Origin of the sequence: Marinobacter adhaerens HP15, assembly GCF_000166295.1 — a bacterium.
Classification (GTDB): domain Bacteria; phylum Pseudomonadota; class Gammaproteobacteria; order Pseudomonadales; family Oleiphilaceae; genus Marinobacter; species Marinobacter adhaerens.
Genome location: NC_017506.1, coordinates 2,251,308 through 2,275,490, shown reverse-complemented (window position 1 = coordinate 2,275,490; position 24,183 = coordinate 2,251,308). Strand labels below are relative to the sequence as shown.

The following is a 24,183-nucleotide window of genomic DNA, read 5'->3' as shown; positions in this document are numbered from 1 at the left end:
AAAGTTTAGTGGTTTTCAGCGGGTTATGCAGCTTTTTTACCGGGACAGGTTGGCCAGATGCGCGCTTGCCGTGAAAACCACTTGGCATTTATGTTCAAAAAAGTAAAAATACGAAAAAATAAGAAACCGAGGTCGAAATTCTATGAGCCAGTACATACTCTCCATTGATCAGGGAACTACCAGTTCCAGAGCCATACTCTTTGACCTGCAGGGCAACATACACGCCACCCGCCAGCAAGAGTTTCCGCAGCATTTCCCGGCCAGTGGCTGGGTAGAGCACAATCCGGAGGATCTCTGGTCATCGGTTAAGCAGACCTGCGACGCGGTGATGGCTGAGGAATGTGGTGATCGCGATGAAGTGATCGCGGTGGGCATTACCAATCAGCGCGAGACCACTGTGGTATGGGATCGTCAAACCGGGGAGCCCGTATATAACGCTATTGTCTGGCAGGACCGGCGGACAGCCTCCTACTGCGAATCCCTGAAGAGTGAGGGGCTTGAGCCGTGGGTCAGCAGCAAAACCGGGTTGCTGGTTGATCCGTATTTCTCGGCCACCAAACTCCGCTGGATTCTGGAAAATGTCGCTGGAGTCAGGGAGCGTGCGGAGCGCGGAGAGCTTGCGTTCGGGACGGTTGATAGCTTCCTGTTGTGGCGGTTGACCGGTGGCCGTGAGCACCGTACTGACGCCACCAATGCCAGTCGTACGCTGCTGTTCAACATTCACAACCAGAAATGGGATCCGGAGCTTCTGCAACTTTTCGATATTCCCGAATCGCTGTTGCCGGAGGTGATGGATTCCGCCGATCAGTTCGGGCGGATCACCGAGGGCGGGGCACTCAGCGGCACCTCGGTATTGGGGGTGGCCGGCGATCAGCAGGCGGCCCTGTTCGGTCAGACCTGCTTTGGCATTGGCATGGCGAAAAGCACCTACGGCACGGGTTGCTTTCTGATGCTCAATACTGGCGACAAGGCTTTGCAGTCGAAGCACCGTTTGCTTACGACGGTGGCGTACCGGGTAAATGGCAAGCCTACCTATGCCCTTGAGGGCAGTATTTTCATTGCCGGGGCCACCATTCAATGGCTGAGGGACGGGCTTCGGCTTATCCGGGATGCCTGTGAAACAGAGCCGTTGGCAGAGGGGACACCGGTCGACCACGGCGTCTATCTGGTGCCTGCGTTTACCGGGCTTGGGGCACCTTATTGGGACCCCAACGCGAGAGGCGCGATATTCGGCCTGACTCGTGATACCGGTATCAAGGAGATTGTGACGGCAGGTCTGCAATCGGTCTGCTACCAGACCAAGGATCTGCAAAAAGCCATGGAAAAGGACGGTATCCGCCCAGTCAACCTCAGAGTCGACGGTGGTATGGTGGCCAACAACTGGGTCCTCCAGTTCCTGGCAGACATTCTCGGCGCCCGGGTGGATCGACCTTCACTGGTTGAAACCACGGCGCTTGGCGCCGCCTACCTCGCCGGTCTGGAAGCCGGGGTCTATGGCTCTCTCGAGGAGCTTTCGGACTTGTGGCGATGCGATCGGAATTTTGAGCCGGTTATGACTAAAGAGCATCGGGATAAGCTCTACGACGGCTGGAGCCAAGCGGTGCAAAAGCTTTGACACAACAAAGCGGCCGCGGCAACGAACGTCAGCGAACACCCATTTCCCGCAGGCGCTTATAGAGGGTGTTGCGGCTGATGGACAGTTCTCTGGCCGCCTGCGAGATATTGCCGGTGCATTTCCGGTAAATTTGCAGGGTTCTAGCAAGGGTGTCCTCGGTTTCTGCTTCGGAACCAGCAACTGGCTGTTCCTGCATCGGTGGATCGCTCTGTTCAAGGGGGTTGGCCTCGAACTCTGCAAGAAAATCTTCTGGCAGGTGCCAAACCTGCACCTGCTCGCCGTCGGCAATTGCGATGGCGACCCTCAGCACATTTACCAGTTGGCGGATGTTACCGGGCCAGGGGTGGGCTTCCAGGGCCGAAAGGACTTTCGGTGAAAGTTGCTCAGACTGACCCGGATCCCGGTGCCGGGCATACAGGCTCTGTATCAGCATCCGCCTGTCGGCACGGTTTCGAAGGGCTGGGAGTTCGACGCACAACCCGTTGATGCGGTAGTAGAGGTCGGCCCGGAAATGGCCGTTTTCAATCCGGGTGGTCAGCGGTCGATTGGTTGCCGTAACCAACAGAATATCGACCGGGACGCTGTCGGTGGATCCCACCGGTGTAACGACCCTTTCCTGTAGAACACGCAATAGACGCGACTGCGCAGAAAGAGGCATTTCGCCGATCTCGTCGAGGAACAGAACGCCCTTGTGCGCTTTTCGTATGAACCCCAGTGATCCCTGCGCCCTTGCGCCGGTGAAAGCACCGGCTTCATAACCGAACAATTCCGATTCGACCAGCTCCGGCGGAATGGCTGCGCAGTTGACCGCGACCAGCGGCTGGTCCTTGCGGTGGGATGCGCGGTGAAGAGCTTTCACCAGCACTTCCTTGCCTACCCCCGTTTCGCCGGTGATGAGTACCGGTAAACCCCGCTCCAGAACTTTGAGACTTTGCGTAGCACAGCGTTTGACCGCGGAATCGCCGTAATCAAGATTGTCGATGTCGAGCGGTCGGGCGGATTGTCGGAGGTCCTCCGGTACTGGAGACGGCTTTGTTTTTCCGTTGGCGTCGGGGATTCGGGTGGGGCGTTTGATCCGGGCACTAAGACGGACCTTGCTCCGGGTGGTCAGTTGCAGGGTTTCTGTTTCAGGGTGGCCGAGGATGTGATTCCGGTGGCGGGTGAATAGCTCATCCAGCCTGGCTTCGACGGTGTTCATTCCCAGAAGCTGATCTGCCCTCTGGTTGCTGGCGATCACCTGACCGGAATCATCACACACGAGAATGCCGGACCAGGGGCTATCGAAGTTGTCCGCCGTTGTATTCAGGGTGATCTGGAAGTGATCCGGCCCGAACTGACGATTGATCAGGCGGTTTTCCACAGATTGGGACAGCAGTCGCACCATGCCTAACGTGTGAGCCTGAGGCAGATAGGCGTCGCTAAACACGCTCAGAACACCCGCGATCTGGCGGTGGGCATCGAAAATCGGTGCGGCAGAGCCGATGATGCTCCGGTTTGTTTTCAGAAAATGTTCATTACGCTGAATCTGAACGGGCCCCCCCACTGCAATTGATGTGCCAATAGCGTTGGTACCGCAGTTCTGCTCTTGCCAGTTTGCACCGGTCTGGAACCAGGGTTTGAGACGGGTCTCGGTGATGCGTTCATCACCCCAGCTGCTGAGTACGGTTGCGTGCTGATCGGCAAGCAGGATGAGACATCGGCTGTTTGATAGGACGTTTCGGTAATAGGGCAGAACTTCTGCTTCGGTCACCGAAAGCAGTTCGCTGTGCTGTCGATTTATCTCCTCTAACCTCGCCGGCTCTGGTTTCAATGGTGCTGGCTCATGATCGTGATCAAGGCCCCAGGCAATACAGCGGTTCCAGGAATCGGCAATCACACTTCGATAATCCGAATATTCGTTTTTTCTCATCAGGCGTCACTCAGTTTTTCGTTTGTTGTTCTGGTTGACGATTCGAGCAGCAAAGTGGAACAGGCCTGTTCTTGCTGTTGCTCAATAATCTGTGCAAATGCTGTTCACGTCAATGTTCATTTTGAACAAAGTATTGCTAAACGAACATTGCTATTTTCGGATAGGAAATCGTCATAAAAATTTAAAGTCTTGAAAAACAGTGCTGTAGGTAGAGATACCTACAAACCTTAAAGAAGTGGTACACCGTTTGCGTTAGTGGATTCGAAATCGAATTTTCGCGGTCGGTGTATGCCGGTCCCGAAGCGCGTTTCCACAAGAACAAAAAGGAAAGCCTATGTCCTTAACACTGGAGAATCTCTCCCGTGAGGTCGACGGTGTCGACTACATACGGGATGCCAACCTCACCTTTGAGGCAGGTTCCTTTAACGTTCTGCTCGGCCGGACACTGGCCGGAAAGACCTCGCTGATGCGATTGATGGCCGGGTTAGACAAGCCCGATAATGGCCGTCTGATATACAACGGCGAGGACGTAACAGGGCAGAGCGTACAGAACCGTAATATTTCGATGATCTACCAGCAGTTCATCAATTATCCCAACCTGACGGTCTACGAAAACATTGCTTCGCCCCTGCGGCTTGCAAAGATGACCGAGTCCGAGATTGATCGTCGGGTGAAAGAAACCGCGTCGATGCTCCGGATTGACCCTCTGCTGAAGCGCTATCCCCTGGAACTGTCGGGTGGTCAACAGCAGCGAACGGCCATGGCCCGGGCGCTGGTTAAAGATGCCACCCTGGTGCTTTTCGATGAGCCACTGGTCAACCTTGATTACAAGCTGCGCGAAGAGCTCCGGGCGGAACTGCGGGATCTGTTCCGCGAGCGCCAGTGTATTGCGGTGTACGCAACCACAGAGGCCAATGAAGCCCTTGCACTCGGCGGTACAACAACATTACTGCACGAGGGGCAGGTCGTTCAGACCGGCCCGGTGATGGATGTCTATCGGGCACCGGTGAACACTCTCGCTGCACAATTGTTCAGCGAGCCTCCAATGAACATGATTCGTGGCCGGGTTTCCGAAACCGAGGTGACCTTCGACGAATACTCCCACCACGCGCTCACGCAGGAATTGGCGAAGCTGAAACCGGGTGATTACTGGTTCGGGATCCGTCCCAGCCATATCGGTCTGGTGCCCACCAGTGATGATGACCTGGAGATGTCCATGGAGGTGGAGCTCAGTGAGATCAGTGGTTCTGAAACCTTCATGCACGTTGAGAACAGCCACTTTGAAATGGTGTTGCAACTGATGGGCGTGCATCAGTACCACACGGGTTCACCCATCAAGGTGTACCTGCCAATCAACAAGCTTTTCGTTTTCGACAACGACGAGCAACTGGTGCACACACCGTCCCAGGTTTCAGGAGGGTCTGTCTGATGGCTGAAATTCAATTGAAATCACTCGCCCACAGCTACAGCGATATGCCTACCGGGCCGGATGATTACGCGATTCGCCAGCTTGACCATGTCTGGCACAAAGGTGGTGCATACGCTCTGCTCGGTCCGTCGGGCTGCGGAAAAAGCACCATGCTGAACATTATTTCCGGTCTTGTTCAGCCTTCGGAAGGTGATGTTCTGTTTGACGGCAAGCGGGTCAATGAACTGTCTCCCCGGGACAGGAATATCGCCCAGGTTTTTCAGTTCCCCGTCATTTACGACTCAATGACGGTATACGACAACCTGGCGTTCCCACTGAAGAACAACAAGGTGCCAGCCTCCAAGATCAAGGCCCGCGTCCATGAGATTGCAGAGGTCCTCGAAATAGAGGACAAGCTCTACAAGAAGGCGAAGAACCTGACCGCGGATGAAAAGCAGAAGGTATCCATGGGCCGCGGCCTGGTTCGGGAGGACGTGTCCGCGATTCTGTTCGACGAGCCACTGACGGTGATCGATCCGCAACTCAAGTGGAAACTGCGCCGCAAGCTAAAGCAGATTCACGAGCAGTTTGACATCACCATGGTGTATGTCACCCACGACCAGCTCGAGGCCTCCACCTTTGCCGACAAGATAGCGGTGATGTACGGCGGGCAGATTGTCCAGTTTGGTACGCCGACCGAGCTGTTCGAACAGCCCAACCATACCTTCGTGGGCTTTTTCATTGGCAGCCCCGGCATGAACCTTATTGAAGTGCAGCGGTGTCCCCGGGGCGTGTGTTTCGGAAGCACAGTTGTGTCACTCGAGTCCTGGCAGGTAGATGTCTTGCAGCGGACCAGGTCCACCAACATCAAGATCGGAATCCGTCCCGAGTTTGTGGAAGTGTCCTCTGTGGCTTCAGACGACACCTTCGAGGCCGAGGTCCTGGATGTAGAGGACCTGGGTACCTACAAGATTGTTACCGTTCAGCTTGACCATGAAAAAATGAAAGTCCGGCAGAGCGAGGAGTTCGCCGCATCGATTGGCAGTAAGGTTCACCTCTCGTTCCCGAGGCAATGGCTGAAGCTGTATGTGGATGAATTCCTGGTACAGGAGCAACAGTGATGCAAAAGGTACAAAACAATAGAGCCTGGTGGCTGGTGCTGCCGGTATTCCTGCTCGTTGCCTTCTCGGCGCTGATTCCCCTGATGACCGTGGTGAATTACTCGGTCCAGGATATTTTTGGCCCGGGCCAGGCGTTCTTTGTAGGCACAGAGTGGTTTAAAGAGGTACTGACTGATGAGCGCCTGCAGGATTCCCTGATTCGTCAATTTATATTCTCGGGTGCGGTACTGCTGATCCAGATTCCTCTGGGTATCGGTGTTGCCCTCATGATGCCGAAATCCGGTATCAAGGGTTCCCTGTGCCTGATTCTTCTGGCCATTCCACTGCTGATTCCCTGGAATGTGGTTGGCACCATCTGGCAGATTTTTGCCCGCGGCGATATCGGTCTGTTCGGATGGGGCATTAATCAGTTGGGTATAGATTACAACTACACCGGAGACACCCTCGATGCCTGGCTGACGGTTCTCTTGATGGACGTCTGGCACTGGACGCCCCTGGTGGCCCTGCTCTGCTACTCCGGGCTGAGGGCGATTCCGGAAGCTTTCTACCAGGCGGCTGAGATCGACCGCGCCTCGAAATGGGCCGTGTTCCGGTATATCCAGCTCCCCAGGCTTAAAAGCGTTCTGATCATCGCGGTTCTCCTGCGGTTCATGGACAGTTTCATGATTTACATAGAGCCTTTTGTGCTGACTGGTGGTGGTCCCGGCAGTTCCACGACCTTCCTGAGCCAGACTCTTACAACTATGGCCATCGGGCAGTTCGATCTCGGGCGCGCGGCCGCGTTCTCGCTGATCTATTTCCTGATCGTCTTGCTGATTTCGTGGCTCTTCTTTACCGCCATTACGCACGCCGACAAAGAAAAATAAGGAGAGTGTGATGAGACAGACACGTTCGAAAAACGTCGGGATTACGCTGTTTATTCTTTTGCTTCTGACTCCGATCTACTGGTTGTTGAACATGTCGTTCAAGACCAACCAGGAAATTCTGGGCGGGCTTACCCTTTGGCCCCAGAACTTCACCCTGGATAACTATGCCGTGATCTTTACGGATCCCAGCTGGTACAACGGCTACATCAATTCGATGATCTACGTGTCGATCAACGTGGTCATCACGTTACTTGTGGCCCTGCCTGCCGCCTATGCGTTTAGTCGCTACAAGTTCCTGGGTGACAAGCATCTGTTTTTCTGGCTGCTGAGCAACCGGATGGCGCCGCCGGCGGTCTTCCTGCTGCCTTTCTTCCAGCTTTATTCATCCATTGGCCTTTTCGATACCCACATTGCGGTGGCACTGGCTCACTGCCTGTTCAACGTGCCCCTGGCTGTCTGGATTCTGGAAGGGTTCATGTCCGGTGTTCCCCGTGAGTATGACGAGATGGCCTATATTGATGGCTACAGCTTTCCGAAATTTTTCGTGAAGGTGTTCCTGCCGATGATTCGTTCCGGGATCGGGGTGACGGCCTTCTTTGCCTTCATGTTCTCCTGGGTAGAGCTGCTGCTGGCCCGGACGCTAACGTCCGTGGATGCCCAGCCGATCGGGGCGATTATGACCCGAACCATAGGGGCGAGCGGTATCGACTGGGGTGTTCTGGCTGCCGCCGGTTCGCTCACCATTATTCCCGGCCTGCTGGTGATCTGGTTCGTTCGTAACCATGTTGCCAAAGGCTTCGCCCTCGGACGCGTGTAAGGAGACGTTTTATGATTGCCTGGATGAACTGGACGCCGACCGTCGCCATCTTCTTTGCAGTGATTGCGGGAATTCTAGCGGTAATGACGGTTTACGAAATTGTCTCCCCGTGCACCGAGAGAAAGGGGTTTCTGCCGATAGCCACCACCCGTGGTGACCGGTTGTTTATCGGATTGTTATCGGCTGCGTATATACATCTAACCTTCCTGGCGGTCAGCGATATCACCCTCTGGGTGGCGCTGGCGGTTTCGGTGGCCTGGTTACTGGTGTTGTTGCGTTGGGGATGAATTTGAAGCCGGATGTTCGCTATGTTGTTTTTGCGAACATTTCGCCCGAGAAAATCTGCAAAAACACTTGTAATGATTTCGTAAACGAACTATTTTTAGTTTAATGATCGGAATCGATCACGGGAGATTCCGGTGAAAAGAATAGCGACCAGAGCGCTATAAATGCGGAAACGAAACCCGGCTGTTTCGTTCCATTCATAACAAGACGAACGAGGTTGGATATGTTCAACAACAATAAATATCCGAGGACCCTGTTGCTCAGCGCCGCCGTTGGTGTTGCCAGCTTGGGTTTGAGCCTGCATGTCAGTGCCGATCAATATAGTGAAGCAGCTGAGAAGTGGGTTAATGAAGCGTTCAAGAACTCCACTCTGAGCAAGGAAGAGCAACTCAAGGAAATGGAGTGGTTTACCAAAGCCGCTGAGCAGTTTCGTGGCATGGACATCAACGTGGTTTCCGAAACCATAGCGACTCATGAGTATGAGTCCAATGTTCTGGCCAAGGCGTTTTCCGAAATTACCGGGATCAACCTTACCCACACGCTGATTCAGGAAGGCGATGTTATCGAGAAACTCCAGACTCAGATGCAGTCTGGACGGAACATCTACGATGGCTACGTGAACGATTCCGACCTGATCGGCACCCACTTCCGCTATGGAAAAGTGGTGGCTGTTGAAGACATCATGAATGGTGCTGGTAAGGACCTCACTTTGCCCACCCTGGATCTCGATGATTTCATCGGGCTCGACTTTACCACCGGGCCTGACGGCAAGCTTTACCAACTCCCCTCCCAGCAGTTTGCAAACCTTTACTGGTTCCGTGCCGACTGGTTTGAACGTGAAGATCTGCAAAAGCAGTTCAAGGACATCTACGGTTACGACCTGGGTGTACCTGTCAACTGGTCAGCCTACGAGGATATTGCCGAATTCTTCTCGGTGCACGTGAAGGAAATTGATGGCGAGCGCGTTTACGGCCACATGGACTATGGCAAGAAGGATCCATCTCTGGGCTGGCGTTTCACCGATGCCTGGTTCTCCATGGCGGGTGCTGGCGACAAGGGCCTGCCCAACGGTCTGCCGGTCGACGAGTGGGGTATTCGGGTTGAAGAGTGTCACCCGGTAGGGTCCAGCGTCAGCCGTGGCGGTGCAACCAATGGTCCCGCTGCCGTTTATGCCACCGAGAAATACGTGGACTGGCTGCGTGAGTATGCGCCACCCGAAGCCCAAGGCATGACCTTTTCCGAGGCCGGCCCGGTACCTGCTCAGGGTAATGTTGCCCAGCAAATCTTCTGGTACACAGCCTTTACCGCGAGCATGATCAAGGATGGCCTGCCGGTGGTGAACGAAGATGGCACACCCAAATGGCGCATGGCGCCGTCGCCACGCGGGCCATACTGGGAAGAAGGCATGAAGCTGGGCTACCAGGACGTCGGCTCCTGGACCTTCCTGGACTCAACGCCCGAGAAGCGTCGTCTTGCAGCGTGGCTGTATGCTCAGTTCACCGTATCCAAGACCGTTTCTCTAGAAAAAACCATTGCCGGTCTGACTCCGATCCGGGAATCCGATATCGAGTCTGAGGCGATGACTGAAATGGCTCCCAAGCTCGGTGGTCTTGTTGAGTTCTATCGCAGCCCTGCGCGCGTTCAGTGGTCTCCCACTGGTACCAACGTACCGGACTATCCGAAGCTGGCCCAGCTGTGGTGGCAGTACATCGCTCAGGCAGCCAGTGGCGAAGCTACTCCGCAAGAAGCCCTTGATGGTCTTGCGCAGGCTCAAGATCGTGTCATGGAGCGCCTCGAGCGCGCCAATGTCCAGCCGACCTGTGGTCCGAAGCTGAATGAGCCGCGCGATCCGCAATACTGGCTGGACCAGCCAGGCGCACCCAAGCCCAAGCTTGCAAACGAGAAGCCGCAAGGCAAAACCGTTGCTTATGATGAGCTGCTGAAAACCTGGGAAGAGGCGCGCTAAGGCGAGCTGATTCCTGAAGAGCAATGCCTGTCGCAACAGGACCCTTTGGTTGCGGCAGGCAGAGCACCGTTGTCACGGTGGGTTTTGGCCGGTTGCTTATAGTCCCCCCCTTATCAAGCATTTCAAGGTAGCCCCTCCCGGGGTTAACCCTGCCGGCCCTTTTTCTACCGTTTGGCCCGCCTCTGCATGTCGATAGCGGGAAGGGTGTTTCCAATGAACAAAATCTCCGTAATTCATCGTTTGTACGCTGGCTTTGGCCTGCTTTGCGTGATTATTGTGTGCTGGGGAGCGTTCAATATCAGCGTCATGTCGTCCTTTTCAGGAACTACGGACAAACTAACATCGGATGTTTTTCCGCTCAGCGGTTTGATTCAGGAAATGGAAGCCCATCGTTCTGAAACCGCCAAGTATGTGGTGGAGGTAGTCTCGGCCGACGATCCGGAGGCACTGGATGCCAGGCTGGAAAAGCTTTCCAACAGCATTGAGCGACTGCGCGGCAGTGGTGACACGCTGTTAACCACGAACAGTTCTGCCATGTTTCCTCCACTGCAGGCTGTCAACAGGACAGCTCAGTCACAGCTGTCGAAACTTGATCGCAGCACTGACGCGCTGGCCTCTCTCAAGGCACGGGTGTTGTCGGTTTCGGATGCGGTGAATACTGGCCTGACTGAATTTCTCGCCAATAACGGGGAAATCAAACGAACCCTGGTTCGGGAGGGTACCGAACCGGCAGGCCGGGATATTTACATCCGTGATCTGTTTACTACCGTCATGGAGAATCTGGCGAACATCGAGTTGTTGGTCATGCAGATGGTCAGCACCGAGGATGCGCGTCAGCTCGATGCCATAGTCGAGAATCTCCGATTCAATACCCAGACCATCGAGCAGGACATATCGGCCCTGGTTGAGGAGGTACCACGTCTGGATGGTTTGCCGGCACTTGTGACGACGTTTCTGTCTGCGGTAAATGACCAGGCCGGGATAATCAGCCAGTACTCGGGTTATCGCCAGAGGCGGCTAGAGCTGGATAATGTTGCCAGAGAGGTCGAGGAGAATCTGGCAGCATTGGCGTCAGCCCTGGATGAGGCTGCGAAGACGGTCTCTGATCGTGCCAGCGCCTCGGTGTTCACACTGGATGCAACCGCTCTGACTTCGGAAAAATTGGTCTACTGGTTGTTGCCCGTGGTGGTTCTTCTGACGCTCGCAACCTCGTTCAGGCTGGGGCGAATGATCAGCAGGCCACTGCAGGTGACCCAGGCTCATCTTGCTGCAATGGCCGAGGGTGACTACTCACAGGTTCTCGAGTTTCCTGCCTGCGGCGAATTTATTGATCTCAAGAGTTCTGTTAACCGGCTGTCGGAGGCCATGGCCACGGTTTTGGGTAGTTTGCAACAGGCGGGGTCAGACATCTCGGTGATTGCGTCGGGCAACGCGAGGTTCGCCCGCGAATTCAACGAACGGACAAGGACTCAGTCTGACGAACTTGGTTCCATTGCGGCTGCCATGACTGAAATGGAGGCTTCTGCAAGGGAGGTGGCAAGATCGGTTCGGGATACCCATGATCTGGTTGGCAAGGTCAATCTCCAGGTGGACGACAATCTCTCTGCCGCTAAACGCGGCATGGACTGTGTTGCAGATCTGGAGGTCCAGGCGGAGCAGACCGCAGGGAAGCTGCGTCAGCTTGAGCAGGCGTCCTTCGATATTGGCAGGATTACCGAGGCAATTGATGACATCGCCAATCAGACCAACCTGTTGGCCCTCAACGCCGCCATCGAGTCGGCACGCGCCGGTGATGCCGGTCGCGGTTTTGCAGTGGTCGCCGATGAAGTGCGGGGTCTGGCCCAAAAGACTACTGAGAGCACCGATAGTATCCGGAGCCTCGTAGAAGGGCTTCAGGCAGAAGCGTCGGAATCGGTCAGCTCTATGAACTCCAGCTTCGAACAGCTGCGATCTGTGCGTGAGCTGATGGCCAGCGTTTCCGAGGGCGCAGGCAGAATTGGCTCGGCGATGGAGCGGATTCATCAGGGTGCTGAGCACATCCGCCACGGCATGGACGAGCAGGAAAACGTCAGTCAGTCGGTGGCCCGACAGGTCAGTGATATCAGCGGTTCTGCGGCTGAAGGGCTTGAAAGCATTGATGATTTGGTCACAACCTGTGACCGGTTGGAGGATTCGGTGACAAACATTGAGTCACTGATGGCTCGCTTTCGGATCCAATAAACAAATCGGCAACTGACCAACTTTTGTTTTCATATAACAAATTTGTCTGATCCAACGTTCATTTTCGCTTGAAGATGTTCGTTTACGAATATTAAGATGTTTAGAATGTTCGTTATCCGAAAATAAAATTCACAAACAACAATGATGTGACAGGAACGACACCATGGAACATATAAAAACAGTGACGGCTCGAGAGATTCTGGATTCCCGAGGATTGCCTACAGTGGAAGTGGACGTGGAACTCCGAAACGGCGTGGTCGGGCAGGGCCGGGTGCCATCCGGTGCCTCGACAGGAACCCGGGAAGCGCTTGAAAAGCGAGACTGTGATGACAGGCGCTATAACGGCAAGGGCGTTCTGCAAGCCGTCCGGTGCGTTAACGAATGCATAGCACCAGCACTGGAGGGCCGTGTGGTGTTTGACCAACTGGTGATGGACCGGCTCATGTGCGAAATGGATGGCACGCCCAACAAGGCAGAGTTTGGCGCCAATGCGATTCTTGCCGTGTCCCTGGCCACGGCCAACGCTGGGGCCAATTATCGGCAACAGCCTCTGTACCGGTATCTTGCCGAGCTATACGGCTGCAACGGCCCCAGCATCCTGCCGGTGCCCATGATGAACATCATCAACGGCGGCGCCCATGCAGACAACAACGTTGATATCCAAGAGTTCATGATCCAGCCCGTCGGGGCGCCCAGTTACAGTGAGGCGCTACGCATGGGAGTGGAAACCTTCCATGCCCTGAAGGCGTTGCTCCGCAAAAACGGCCTTTCCACCGCGGTTGGCGATGAGGGTGGCTTCGCGCCGAATTTGCGTTCCAGCGAGGAAGCCCTCGATCTGATTCTGGCGGCCATCGAAAAGGCGGGCTATCGGCCCGGATCCGATGTGGTCCTTGCCCTCGATTGCGCCGCGTCGGAATTCTATGAAGATGGCCATTACAACCTTAAGAGCGCTGGAAAGCAGTTCACTTCCGAAGAGTTCTCGGATTACCTGCTCGATCTGGCCATGAAGTACCCGATCGCCTCGATTGAGGATGGTATGGATGAAAGCGATTGGGACGGCTGGAAGCTTCTGACCGAAAAACTTGGCGAACGCGTCCAACTGGTAGGGGACGACCTTTTCGTCACGAATACCTCAATCATTACCGAAGGCATCAGGAAGGGCATTGCCAATTCAGTGCTGATTAAATTTAACCAGATCGGAACCCTGACCGAGACCCTTGATGCTATCGGAATGGCTCAGGATTCCGGCTACACCACGGTGATTTCCCACCGTAGCGGCGAGACCGAAGATACCTTCATATCGGATCTGGCCGTTGCAACGCGATCAGGCCAGATAAAAACCGGCTCTCTCTGCCGATCAGACCGGGTTGCCAAGTACAACCGCCTGCTGCGCATTGAACAGGATCTTGGCGCTCACGCGTTTTATCCGGGTGTCGGCGCGATACGTTGTGCCCTCGATACATGACTTTCTTTGCGGGAGAAACACCATGAGAAAACCGATTCTGATTGGAAACTGGAAAATGAATGGCAGCCTCCAGGCAAACCAGGCCCTGATGGTGCGCGTCTTACCCCGACTTCGGATGTTCCGTAAGTCTGTTGATCTGGTGGTATGCCCGCCGCATCCGTACCTGTTCCAGGTGCGTGATCTGCTTGGCTATACCGGCATCATGCTGGGCGCCCAGAATGCATCCGGGTTTGTCTCTGGTGCCTACACCGGCGAGGTCAGCGCCACCATGCTTCAGGAAATGGGCTGCCGGTATGCGCTCGTGGGTCACTCCGAGCGCCGACTACTGTTCGGCGAGGGCAACCAGGAGGTGGCAGCCCGATACCGCTCGGTTTTGCAGTCCGGCCTTACACCGGTGCTATGCGTCGGTGAGACTCTGGAAGACAGGGAGTCGGGCCGTACCGGTCTGATTATCGAACAGCAGCTACAGGCAGTGATTGACGAGGTCGGCCTGGCGGCCATGGCTAATGGAATCGTTGCCTATGAACCGGTTTGGGCTATCGGAACGGGCAAAACAGCAACGCCGGAGCAGGTTTCGGAGGTGCATCAACAGATCCGTCAGTTCCTCGCCAAAAGCGCGCCCGAGTCAGCCGACGACATCAGCGAGGAGCTGCGGGTGATATACGGGGGCAGCGTTAAAGTTGCCAATGCCTATGAACTGTTCAGCCTTGCCGACGTTGATGGCGGCTTGATTGGCGGTGCCTCACTGCACGCGGATGAATTCGGAACGATCGCCGGAGCCCTGGCTGAGGCTTCCGGAATTCTGGCCGGCGAATGCGAAACCCACTGATGGAGATGTAAATGGATCCAACACGCTGGATGCAAACCACGTTTTTCCCGAAAGAAACCGATGTGCCGGAGGAGTTCCGTGAGGGAGGCGTGAACTTAAATCATACCCTTGTTGGCGGCGAACTGCGTCCTTGGGACGGTTCTTATGCAGAGGTTCGCAGCCCGATTTGCTCAGCAGCGCAAGGCGACGGAGTTCCTCAACCTCTGCTGATCGGGCGGACGCCTCTGATGGATGAGGCGGCTGCTCTGGAAGCACTGGACGCGGCGGTTCAGGCCTACGGTCAGGGAAGTGGCGACTGGCCCAGCATGTCTGTCGCCAACAGAATCGAACATGTCGAGCAGTTCCTCGCGGAGATGCGTAACCATCGGGAGGCCGTGGTAAAGCTTCTGATGTGGGAAATCGGCAAGACCCGGAAAGATGCCTGCAAGGAATTTGACCGGACCTGCGACTATATAAACGATACGATTCATGAGCTTAAGGTGCTTGACCGCCGGTCCTCGAGATTTGAAATCGTCGGTGGCGTGGTGGCTCAGACTCGTCGCCTACCGGTAGGGGTAGCCCTCTGCATGGGGCCGTTCAATTACCCGCTCAATGAGACTTTCACGACGCTGATTCCGGCGTTGATCATGGGCAACACGGTGGTTTTCAAACCCGCCAAATACGGTGTGCTGTTGATTGGCCCGCTGATGGATGCATTCCGGAAGTCGTTTCCGCCAGGAGTCATCAACATTATTTTCGGACGGGGCAGGGATACGGTTGGGCCATTGATGGAAAGCGGCAAGGTCGACATGTTCGCCTTTATAGGAACCCACCGGGGTGCGTCAGCGCTCAAACAGATGCATCCGAAACCGCATCGCTTAAAGGCAGTGCTGGGCCTGGACGCTAACAATCCGGCCATCGTGCTGCCGGATGCGGACTTTGAGCTTGCCGTGAGTGAATGTATCAGCGGAGCGCTGTCTTTCAATGGTCAGCGCTGCACCGCCCTGAAACTGCTGTTTGTCCATGATTCCCTTGCGGACCAGTTTGTCAGCAAGCTATCGGATGCGGTCAATGAACTGGTTGCGGGCATGCCATGGGAGCAGGACGTATCGCTGACGCCATTGCCCGAGCCGGGCAAGATCGGGTTTCTCAGGGAACTGGTAGACGACGCAATCGCCAAGGGCGCATCCGTGGTCAATGAGTGTGGTGGCGAGGTCAACGGCACGTATTTTCACCCTGCCGTGCTTTACCCGGTCACTGCCGAGATGCGCATCTATCATGAAGAACAGTTCGGGCCGGTCATTCCTGTTGCTGCTTTCTCGGATGAGCAGGAAGTGATTGAGCACGTTCGGGATTCCAGCTTCGGGCAGCAGCTAAGTATCTTCGGTTCGGATTCCGACACGGTGGGCAGGCTGATTGATCTGCTTGCAAATCAGGTGGGTCGGATCAACCTCAATGCCCAGTGCCAGAGGGGGCCCGATACCCTGCCATTTAACGGACGCAAAGACTCCGCGGAAGGCACACTTTCGGTATCGGATGCCCTTCGGGTGTTCTCGATTCGCACAACCGTGGCCACCAAGTCCAGTGAGAGCAATCGGGACCTGGTGACCGGCATTGTGCGGGGACGAAGCTCGAAAATACTGACAACCGACTATCTGTTCTGATCGCCGGACCCTCTGTCTTGGAACTAGAGCTGGAGGGGCTTGCCAGCCTCCCGGCGCCGCTCTTCCCATTCTTCCCGGGTTTGTGCGGCCTGATCACCGGGCATGGAATCAATGATGCTGAAATAATCGGAACTGTATTCGTCAGCAATGATGGTGTTGCGTGGTTTTACTTTCACCACATACACCGTCTGGACATTCTGGTGATCGAATTCGCGCCAGTACTGCTCATCCTTCAGGAATGTGTATCGATGTCCCTCCAGGGCCCTGATGAGGCTGGCGGTATTGGTGGTTCCGGTACGTTCCACTGCATCCTTGTATTGATAGACGATGCTGTAGGCTGAGGCCGCAGCGGTAGAAGGCCGCATTTCATACCGCGCTGAGAAGGCCTCAACAAACTCTTTTCCTCTCGGATAGTTCAGCTCGTAGGGTACGTTCCATACCCAGGGGGAGCCACCGATAACGCCCTCCATAATGGTGGGACCTACCTGCCGAGCCATGCCCAGGGTCAGGTTGGGCACAACAATCTGCATTTTCTTGGTGAGGCCCATTTCGTAGGCAACGTTCAGTGCTCTCACCATGTCGTCGCCGAACAGGACCATCATCAGAACCTTGGCGTTACTGGCCTCTGCCTGCTCCAGCGCCTCCCTGAAATCGGTAATCAGTGCCCGGGGAAAGGGGTTTTCACGCCCTGATGGCGGTCAGTGTCTTCGGTTCCCGAGAACTTGCGAACAGACTCCTCCACAGACCAGCCCCAGGTGTAGTCGGCGGTAATGTAGAAGTAATCGTCTTCCGCATGATTGGTGGTCAGATACTGACTGAGCGCCTTTGCAGTCATCCAGGCGTTGTAGGGCTCACGGAACATGTATGAATGCCCTTCGGCGCCGGTGGTGGCGTTCGAGTAGGTCAGCGTGCCGAAGTAGATCCGGTTGCGATCGCGAGCAGCTTTGCCTGAGGCAATGGCAACGGCGCTGGACACACCGCCGAACACCATCTGGACGCCTTCACGGTCGATGAGTTCTGCGGTGTTCTTTGCACCTTGGGCAGGGTCACCGCGGGTATTTCTGATCACCAGCTCCAGCTGACGCCCCATCACGCCACCGGCTTTATTGATTTCATCAACCGCCAGAAAGGCGCCCAGACGTTGTTGCAGGCCCTGATCCTTGTAACGACCGGTCTGCGGGTAGTTCAGGCCGATTTTAAGGGTTTCGGCATACACAGTGGTGCTCGCCAGCAACAGCAGACAAGCAGAAAAGAGTACTTTTCTGACGTTCATTCAGGTTGGCCTCCGGAATTGCAGCGCCAATGGGGAAAAGGGCTGCCAATCATTGTTTTGATTATTTGTTAAGCAACGCTAGTGTCTCTGCTGATTATGAAGCCAACAATGGGACAAAAGTGGAATTTTGGGTAACAAATTGTAGGTTAGTGATCTGCATCTTGTCTGGCCTCTGTTGTTCCCATGAATCGGTTCGGCGGCGGTCGAAGAAATGGATATACTTTCCGGAAATGCCCGGTGTGGGCTTCGCGGCAGCCAATGGAGTTTTGTGGGTCTTGGTAACTATAAAGCGCTGGAAATTCGGAATTGGATCGACTCTTTCGTCTCTTGTGGCGGCAATGGGGCTTGTCTTTGTCCCGATGTCGGCCAGCGCCGAGTGGTATCGGTTTTCGGATACTGCAATGACAACGCCTATCGAACTGGAGTTCTGGGCGGAAGATGACGAGCTGGCGAACCGGGTTGGCAAAGAGGTGCTGGCGGTTTTTCATCAGGTTGATGAACAGATGAGTCGCTATCGGGAAGAGTCCGAGGTCTCCAGGCTCAACCGCAATGCACCCGACGGGCCAGTAGAAGTCAGTGACGGGTTGTTCGAGGTGATTGAAAAAGCACGGGAGGTTTCTCTACTCAGCCAGGGCGCCTTCGACATCACCTTTGGCTCAGTGGGTTACCTGTATGACTTCAGGGCCGGCAAAAAGCCCACGGACGAGGAGCTTCGATCCGGCTTGCCGCGGGTGAATTTTCGGGATGTGATTCTTGATGAGGATGATCAGACGGTCGAATACCGGCAGGCAGGGATTCTGGTAGACCTCGGTGGCATCGCCAAAGGGTATGCAGTGGATCTGGGAATCGAGCGTCTGGTCAGTTTTGGCATTCGCCATGCCCGGCTGAGTGCTGGCGGCGACATGCGACTGTTAGGGGACAAGCGGGGCCGGCCCTGGTACGTGGGCATTCGGGACCCCCGTTCAGAAGGGCGCAACGCGGTGGTTTTGCCGCTCGAGGATGTGGCCGTGTCCACCTCCGGCGACTACGAGCGGTTCTTCGTGGATGAGGCGGGAGAAAGGGTTCATCACATCCTGTCGCCTGAGACCGGCAAATCGGTCCAGGGTGTCCAAAGCGTGACCATTATCGGCGAGGATGCGTTGACAACCGACGGCCTCTCCACGGCGGTTTTCGTGCTCGGGCCCAAAAAGGGACTGGAGATGATTGAGCGTTTGAAAGGTATCGATGTTGTGGTTATCGATGATCAGCGCATGATGCACGTTTCAGAAGGCCTCGTTCCGCCCCAATCAGACTAGGGGCGGAACGAGCAGTTTCCGTCAATTTCCGATAGTGCCGTTCACGACATTCGAGAACGCAATCAGGCTGTCCTGAGATGTCCCATTGCCCAGCCCGTGGCCGTTGAAACGGGTACCGAAGTCACCCTGCTCCCCGTGCAATGCCATGTAGTTGAGCAGCACGGTCTGAACCAACTGGTTGACGTTGTTGGCCGCAGGACTGGAGGCCGTTTCCACCGACGCATCAGAGCGCATGAAGCCGATCTGCCTGCGAATCGGAGCGGGGCGGCCCGCCGGGTTGTAAACCAGGAAGAACGAGGCGGCCGTCTGCTGGTTATCGCCGGTCCATTCGCCCTTGCCACGACCGTCCATGGAATCGTCGATTCGGCCGTTGCTCGACACCGAGCCGTCACTGAACACATAGAGCATCAATGGCATTCCTACCCGGGCGGCGTATTCCAGACAGGCGCCCATACACCGACCGGCCTGTTCATCACGACGCTCGCCGGTTCCGCGCTCACCCGTATGGTAGTCGTAGCCGCCCATGGTGATCGTGCCGGCGCCAGCGTAGCCGTTCAGCACCAGCTTCATGACAGACGCAGTTTTGCGGAACTCACGGTTATTATTGAACTCATCGCGGGTGAAGATGCCGGTAGGGCCCACGATTTCGAGGTCCAGCTCTGGATCCAGTTCTGCCGGATTGCCGAAGCGGTCTGCCAGGTCTGCACTCTTGATGTAGCCGCAACGAACCAGATCCTTGACGACGTCGTCTGTAGAGATGCCGGTGTTGACCTGATTCATCTTGGCGTCGCTGATGCGCTGAATGGATTCCATCACGGCGACCGCGTCTGATTGATCCAGAATGCCAATCAGGTCGCCTACATCTACCAGGCCGGTAACGTCTGATGGCCGGTCAATCTTGGTGGGGCGAACCTCCGGGTTGATCAGGTTCATCGGTGCCAGCGAGTTACCGCCGGATTCCGAACTCTGGGACCCTATGAGGGAGAGCAGGGAGCCGTCGGCACCCGCGTGATGGATGCCGTACATCGGGTTGTGGGGGTTGTTTCCGGTGTCGTTTTCCGAGCGGGCCGCAATAATGGCGCCGTCGATTCCTGCTCGGGTGCCGGCACTCGTGCTCTGGAGAATGCCGCGCAGGAAACCACTGTCCGAATGGAACGCCAGGCCCAGCTCAGTGTTCACGAACGCCGGGTCGTTCGGCAGCATGTCACCTGGTAACCCGAGTTTGTTGTAGCCCGCGGTGCTCAGGAAATCCATTTGCCCACCGGATTTGCCCATCAGCACGTTAGAGCCGGCAATGTTGGCGCCTCCTGCCAGGTCAAAGCAGATAAACGGAATCTTGCCGGCGCCCTGAACCGCGATGCCACAGCTTGCTTTCAGCGTTTCCAGGTCTGAAGAGAGCGCCGCGGATGCTGTTCTCGGATTACCGAACAGGCTGAACAGGGAAGCACCGAACACCGTCGCTGAGCCTGCCATCAGGCCCTGTGCGATAAATTCGCGGCGGGTCCGTGGCTTGCCGTGATCGTCGTGGAGCAGTGGGCTGCCGTTGGCCAAAGGCTTTTTACGGGATTTGCGTATAAACATGATCGGCTTCCTCTACTGAACCAGGGTGGTGGCGCTGCCAAGCACGGCGGCACAGCTTGCTTTCACGACTGTTTCTGTGCGGTCAGGCTCACACCCTGTATCACAGCTGGTCAGTCTATCCATGAGCTCGCTGAGCTCCGTTTCGATTGCGCTGTCACCAGGCTGTGATGCCAGGTTGCTGCCCACAAAGCGCGACAGCAATGGCCCGGTAACCAGGCTCTTGCCACCGTGGTCGAAGGCGGTGCTGGCCGGGGCGGAGAAATCGAACCCTGGGAACATCTGGTCCCGAAGCTGCGCATTTGAGACCAGGGCATCGCAGTACTGGATGGCCATCTGGGTAACGGCCATCTGATGAGAGGACAGGAAACCCTGAATAGTCTCTACCGTAGGCAATTGCTGCTTCACGGTGGTGTATGTGTTGAATACAGCCTGATTGGTTGTGGGAACACCGGTCATCCTCGACATGGACTCGTTTATCTCGTCAAAAGTCTTCAAGCCGATCTCCGATGACGGTGGCAGGTCAGCGGGTTCCGGCTGCGGCGGCAGCGAGGGTTCGGAGCGGGCAAAGTTGTTTCCGCCCAGTTGGTCGAACGTCAGGAAGAACTCATCGTTTCCGGGCCCATTCTCAAGAGCGATGATGGTGCCCAGGGAGGAGAGAGGTTGCCCAGTACCCGGTTCATAGCTGCCACTGTCGAGGGTAACGTCCAGATTGGCCCAGGCCTGTCCCACCGTTGCCTCCTTGCCGTTAATACCCAGTCGCATGCCACGCAGCGGAATATTTGATGGCTCGACGGAGTCATCAAGGCTGATAAAGAAGGGACTGGTGAATCTGTAGGCGTAGCTGTCGAATTGGCTGACTTCGAACACGATGAAGCTCTCGGGCAGGTCGATCAGGTGAGAGACCCCGAACAGAAGGTAGAACTTCTGGCCAACGCCCACCTCAAAGTTGGCCTGGACCTGTTCCGGTGTCAGCGCCCGATTGTGGATGGCGACCATCCGGATCGCGCCCTGCCAGGGCGAGTTGCCATCGGTCTCGTTGCCCAGGACCAGGGCAAAACTGTCGTCCCATTCGGTCAGTAGTCCGCCGTCGTCCGGATCAACATCGCCGGTTGGAACGCCATTCACAAAGATCTGGCGACCGGTCGCCGGGGTGTAGTTAACCACTACGTGCTGGAGCGTTGCCTGCAGGAGCATGTCGGCGTCCTGGGTTGCGAAAGGCGTGTTTTCGTCACTGGTGGTGCTGCGATGCAGTACCTCGTAACGCTGGAGCGACTGGCTCAGGGTGACGTTGCGGGTGGTGGATGAGCCGGAGTAGGTCACGATCCGGGCATCTTCCTGGGTAATGTTGCCCGGGGCGACCCAGGCCTCGATGCTGTATTCGCCGGAGGCGGTCAGCAGGGTGTGCAGCTTCCGGCTGGCGGTGGTGCTGCCCTGGGCCTTGCCCGCGGGGATCATGAAGCCCTGCTCGTTTTCGCCCGCCGGGCCAAGGTCGATGCCCCAGCCGCCAACCCAGTCAACGTTTCCGCTCAGGGTCAGATCCAGCGCTGGCGATACGCCGCTGGTATCAAAGGCAGTCTGGCCTTCACCAAACTTGAATTCGTACAGGGCAATCACGTTGTCTTCAAACCGGCCGCCGGAGTTTGCGAGCAGGCCGTCTGCCTGCAGGTTGAGTGCCTTGCTAGCAACGATTGCCGGGTCCACGGGTTGGGCGCTCAGATCCTGGACCATTTCAAGAATCTTCAGTTCCATCAAATCGGCTGAGGCTTCGCAGTCGTCGTCCCAGCAGTTGTGGAAGTCGTAGCGCAGACGTTCAACCAGTCGGGATGCGCCCGGATTCATAGGATCAATACGGCTTTTCGCCTGATCGTAGGCAGTAGTAACATCGGCGCTGGCAATGTAAGGGGTTTGCCCACCATCAGCATGGCAGTCGCTGCAATACTGTCTGAGTTCGGGGTATACCGTGGTGGAAAACAGGCCAGTGTCGGTTGGAAGGGCAACCGTGGCACCCGGTTCTTTGAGCGCTGGAGCGCGAAGTTCCACGGTTTTGGCAGAGCCTTCTGACCCGCCTGCCCAGTTGGAAATATAGGTGGTGAGAATGTCCACACAGGCTGACGTGCTCTGGAGCCAGCAATTGTGGCCACCTGCGACCTTTGTCACCATTGTGGACTGGGATGGATCAGACAGGTTAACAATAGAGTTCGCCTGTGCGTAAGCAAGGTTAACGTCCTGCTCATTGACGAATGTGGGTGTCTGGCCATTGGAGCCGTGGCACGCGCCGCATTTATCCTGGGTGACCAGGTTGTCCCACACGGTGCGTTTGAAGTTGGCTACATCATCCGTCGAGGGGGCAGGCCCGTTGTAGGTAACCGTGCCGGAATTCTGGGAGGTATTCGGCAGTTGTTCCGTGGATTCGCCCCCGCAGGCAGAAAGCAGAAGGGCCAGGGCAGTGATGGCAAGGACCGATTTGAGGGAGCTCATGGAAATTCCTTTAAATGTTTTCATAGCGTCCTCACTCCCCCATGCAGTACACGGCGGATTCTGCAAATACCTGCTTCAGGTCGTAACCCTGACTTGCGAAGCTGGCAACCATACTGCTTACCTGCGAACGGTCTGCGCTGTCGGAGGGAGGTCGCAGGCAGACATTCTCGAACACCTTCTTGACCTGGCACTCTGCGAAGGCCTCGGAATTCGCGAATTCCATACCCAGGCTCTTGGCACCGCTGCCGGAACCCGGGAGTGAGGGATCCCATCCCAGTCGGCGATTGGCGCCCTGGCGCCAGTAGTTATCCCAGCTGTCGTCAGGTGTGACATAGCCCTGCTCGAAGGTTGCAGAGTTGATGTGGTACTTGGCCTGAACCCTGGAGCCGGTTTCTGGATCTGTTTCGCCAATAGCGTTGTAGACCAGCCTGCCCAGTTCTCCATCGGGGTCGGTGTTGGCGTCATACTCGTAGTCGTAGTAGGCAAACGCCTGGGTCATGGGGTCCATGCCGGTGTGGCAGCCAACGCAGTTGTTCAGGAATACCCGGCTGTCACCACCCGGGCTGCGGGAAACATCCTGGCGAATGCGGTCCGTGGGCAAGGTAACGTCCGCAACCTGCTCCAGGTCGTTGCACATGTGATTGATTAGTGTGAAGCGGAACATCGCCCGGTTGGTGCCGGCACTGAAGAAAGCCCGGGCGGAAGCTCTTGATGTAATGACGCCGGCGGTGGCCGAGGGAGGAAGGCCCGTGTAGGTCGACTGGTTTACCCGCTCCAGGTTGTCCTTAAGGCTGGCTCCACTGTTCTCGAGGGATTCGTAGTGGTTGTTGTTGCTGGTGGAGTAGTTTGGCAGGTTCAGGGATGCATTCCCGATGTAAAGAACATCGTCATACAGAACTTTTCGGAAGTCTTCCCCGTCCCGCACCAGGCCAATCACCGTGGCAATGTAATCATTAAGGGGCACGAACTTTGACATCGCCTCGTTGGTCCAGGGGGCTGCAAAATTCTTCAGGGTGACGTCGTAGAAAGCGCTGTCTTGCATGGCCGTGAAGGCGGCATCAATCGCTCTGCCGGACTCTATGTCGCTCGCCATATCGTCAAGGACGACTTCAGAGGGTGGCACGCCGGCGACCCGATCGTGAATTCTTTTGGCCTGCTCCCTGGGGCCAGCCTGAACAAGGCTGGCCTGTCCAGACACCAATGCGACGAGAACTGCGGTACTGCAAGCCTTGCAAAGCAGGCTTCTGATCCTGTTCCGGGCGGTCATGTCCTTTCCCTCGGTGATCGATAGCATGTGCACATTAATGCTTTTTGACAATTGTTAAAAGTTTACGGCTTGCTATATCCTTCGTTTTGAGCCGTAGGCCACGTTATTACATTGCGTTACGTAAAACCCTTGGAGCCTGCCAGCG

Annotated in this window: 16 protein-coding genes and 1 pseudogene; 12 read left to right on the top strand and 5 right to left on the bottom strand. The window is 56.0% G+C overall.

Annotation, left to right across the window (positions count from 1 at the left end; translation table 11 throughout):
- The first annotated feature begins 142 nt into the window (after positions 1-142).
- The gene (gene glpK / locus HP15_RS10780; protein ID WP_014577505.1) at positions 143-1,615 is read left to right on the top strand and encodes a glycerol kinase GlpK; all 1,473 of its coding nucleotides are present in this window, start codon (positions 143-145) and stop codon (positions 1,613-1,615) included.
- Between the two features lie 28 nt (positions 1,616-1,643).
- Here glpK and HP15_RS10775 read toward each other — a convergent pair whose 3' ends face one another.
- Positions 1,644-3,524: a sigma-54-dependent Fis family transcriptional regulator gene (locus HP15_RS10775; protein WP_014577504.1), complete on the bottom strand. Its 1,881-nt coding sequence runs from the start codon at positions 3,522-3,524 to the stop codon at positions 1,644-1,646.
- A gap of 334 nt (positions 3,525-3,858) precedes the next feature.
- Between HP15_RS10775 and HP15_RS10770 the strand changes: the two genes are divergently transcribed.
- From HP15_RS10770 to HP15_RS10725, 10 genes are all read left to right on the top strand, one after another.
- Complete coding sequence (locus tag HP15_RS10770) at positions 3,859-4,953, top strand: ABC transporter ATP-binding protein (protein ID WP_014577503.1); 1,095 nt, start codon at positions 3,859-3,861, stop codon at positions 4,951-4,953.
- Complete coding sequence (locus tag HP15_RS10765; RefSeq protein ID WP_014577502.1) at positions 4,953-6,053, top strand: ABC transporter ATP-binding protein; 1,101 nt, start codon at positions 4,953-4,955, stop codon at positions 6,051-6,053. Before HP15_RS10770 ends, HP15_RS10765 begins: the two co-directional genes overlap by 1 nt.
- Positions 6,053-6,919, top strand: a complete 867-nt coding sequence (locus HP15_RS10760; RefSeq protein WP_014577501.1) for a carbohydrate ABC transporter permease — start codon at positions 6,053-6,055, stop codon at positions 6,917-6,919. Before HP15_RS10765 ends, HP15_RS10760 begins: the two co-directional genes overlap by 1 nt.
- Before the next feature lie 10 nt (positions 6,920-6,929).
- Positions 6,930-7,736, top strand: a complete 807-nt coding sequence (locus tag HP15_RS10755) for a carbohydrate ABC transporter permease (RefSeq protein WP_008174643.1) — start codon at positions 6,930-6,932, stop codon at positions 7,734-7,736.
- Positions 7,737-7,747: 11 nt separating this feature from the next.
- Positions 7,748-8,023 carry a DUF2160 domain-containing protein gene (locus HP15_RS10750; RefSeq protein WP_014577499.1) on the top strand — a complete coding sequence of 92 codons (276 nt, stop codon included), beginning with the start codon at positions 7,748-7,750 and terminating at the stop codon, positions 8,021-8,023.
- A gap of 221 nt (positions 8,024-8,244) precedes the next feature.
- Complete coding sequence (locus HP15_RS10745; RefSeq protein WP_014577497.1) at positions 8,245-9,987, top strand: ABC transporter substrate-binding protein; 1,743 nt, start codon at positions 8,245-8,247, stop codon at positions 9,985-9,987.
- Between the two features lie 213 nt (positions 9,988-10,200).
- Positions 10,201-12,207: a methyl-accepting chemotaxis protein gene (locus HP15_RS10740; RefSeq protein WP_014577496.1), complete on the top strand. Its 2,007-nt coding sequence runs from the start codon at positions 10,201-10,203 to the stop codon at positions 12,205-12,207.
- A gap of 163 nt (positions 12,208-12,370) precedes the next feature.
- Positions 12,371-13,672 (top strand): phosphopyruvate hydratase, encoded by a 1,302-nt coding sequence (gene eno / locus HP15_RS10735; RefSeq protein WP_041645293.1) that lies wholly within the window; start codon positions 12,371-12,373, stop codon positions 13,670-13,672.
- Between the two features lie 22 nt (positions 13,673-13,694).
- On the top strand, positions 13,695-14,501 hold the full coding sequence (gene tpiA, locus HP15_RS10730; protein ID WP_014577494.1) for a triose-phosphate isomerase: 807 nt from the start codon (positions 13,695-13,697) through the stop codon (positions 14,499-14,501).
- 11 nt (positions 14,502-14,512) lie between these two features.
- Positions 14,513-16,144 carry an NADP-dependent glyceraldehyde-3-phosphate dehydrogenase gene (locus tag HP15_RS10725; RefSeq protein WP_014577493.1) on the top strand — a complete coding sequence of 544 codons (1,632 nt, stop codon included), beginning with the start codon at positions 14,513-14,515 and terminating at the stop codon, positions 16,142-16,144.
- Between the two features lie 23 nt (positions 16,145-16,167).
- Here HP15_RS10725 and HP15_RS10720 read toward each other — a convergent pair.
- Positions 16,168-17,417, bottom strand: a pseudogene (locus tag HP15_RS10720) (substrate-binding protein).
- A gap of 401 nt (positions 17,418-17,818) precedes the next feature.
- Here HP15_RS10720 and HP15_RS10715 point away from each other — a divergent pair.
- Positions 17,819-18,712, top strand: coding sequence for an FAD:protein FMN transferase (locus tag HP15_RS10715; protein WP_041645292.1), 894 nt, complete (start codon positions 17,819-17,821; stop codon positions 18,710-18,712).
- 21 nt (positions 18,713-18,733) lie between these two features.
- On the opposite strand, the gene HP15_RS10710 is transcribed toward HP15_RS10715, so the two are convergent.
- Genes HP15_RS10710 through HP15_RS10700 form a run of 3 tightly spaced genes read right to left on the bottom strand, consistent with a single transcriptional unit; the run spans position 18,734 to position 24,038 of the window.
- Positions 18,734-20,293, bottom strand: coding sequence for a hypothetical protein (locus HP15_RS10710; protein WP_014577490.1), 1,560 nt, complete (start codon positions 20,291-20,293; stop codon positions 18,734-18,736).
- Positions 20,294-20,305: 12 nt separating this feature from the next.
- Positions 20,306-22,771, bottom strand: a complete 2,466-nt coding sequence (locus tag HP15_RS10705) for a LamG domain-containing protein (protein WP_014577489.1) — start codon at positions 22,769-22,771, stop codon at positions 20,306-20,308.
- 31 nt (positions 22,772-22,802) lie between these two features.
- Positions 22,803-24,038, bottom strand: coding sequence for a hypothetical protein (locus HP15_RS10700; protein ID WP_039882063.1), 1,236 nt, complete (start codon positions 24,036-24,038; stop codon positions 22,803-22,805).
- Positions 24,039-24,183: the final 145 nt, after the last annotated feature.

What these genes read in the sequence shown, in the direction of transcription:
- glpK (WP_014577505.1), top strand. Translation starts at nt 143, where the DNA reads ATGAGCCAGTACATACTCTCCATTGATCAGGGAACTACCAGTTCCAGA.
- HP15_RS10775 (WP_014577504.1), bottom strand. Translation starts at nt 3,524, where the DNA reads ATGAGAAAAAACGAATATTCGGATTATCGAAGTGTGATTGCCGATTCC.
- HP15_RS10770 (WP_014577503.1), top strand. Translation starts at nt 3,859, where the DNA reads ATGTCCTTAACACTGGAGAATCTCTCCCGTGAGGTCGACGGTGTCGAC.
- HP15_RS10765 (WP_014577502.1), top strand. Translation starts at nt 4,953, where the DNA reads ATGGCTGAAATTCAATTGAAATCACTCGCCCACAGCTACAGCGATATG.
- HP15_RS10760 (WP_014577501.1), top strand. Translation starts at nt 6,053, where the DNA reads ATGCAAAAGGTACAAAACAATAGAGCCTGGTGGCTGGTGCTGCCGGTA.
- HP15_RS10755 (WP_008174643.1), top strand. Translation starts at nt 6,930, where the DNA reads ATGAGACAGACACGTTCGAAAAACGTCGGGATTACGCTGTTTATTCTT.
- HP15_RS10750 (WP_014577499.1), top strand. Translation starts at nt 7,748, where the DNA reads ATGATTGCCTGGATGAACTGGACGCCGACCGTCGCCATCTTCTTTGCA.
- HP15_RS10745 (WP_014577497.1), top strand. Translation starts at nt 8,245, where the DNA reads ATGTTCAACAACAATAAATATCCGAGGACCCTGTTGCTCAGCGCCGCC.
- HP15_RS10740 (WP_014577496.1), top strand. Translation starts at nt 10,201, where the DNA reads ATGAACAAAATCTCCGTAATTCATCGTTTGTACGCTGGCTTTGGCCTG.
- eno (WP_041645293.1), top strand. Translation starts at nt 12,371, where the DNA reads ATGGAACATATAAAAACAGTGACGGCTCGAGAGATTCTGGATTCCCGA.
- tpiA (WP_014577494.1), top strand. Translation starts at nt 13,695, where the DNA reads ATGAGAAAACCGATTCTGATTGGAAACTGGAAAATGAATGGCAGCCTC.
- HP15_RS10725 (WP_014577493.1), top strand. Translation starts at nt 14,513, where the DNA reads ATGGATCCAACACGCTGGATGCAAACCACGTTTTTCCCGAAAGAAACC.
- HP15_RS10715 (WP_041645292.1), top strand. Translation starts at nt 17,819, where the DNA reads ATGACAACGCCTATCGAACTGGAGTTCTGGGCGGAAGATGACGAGCTG.
- HP15_RS10710 (WP_014577490.1), bottom strand. Translation starts at nt 20,293, where the DNA reads ATGTTTATACGCAAATCCCGTAAAAAGCCTTTGGCCAACGGCAGCCCA.
- HP15_RS10705 (WP_014577489.1), bottom strand. Translation starts at nt 22,771, where the DNA reads ATGAGCTCCCTCAAATCGGTCCTTGCCATCACTGCCCTGGCCCTTCTG.
- HP15_RS10700 (WP_039882063.1), bottom strand. Translation starts at nt 24,038, where the DNA reads ATGACCGCCCGGAACAGGATCAGAAGCCTGCTTTGCAAGGCTTGCAGT.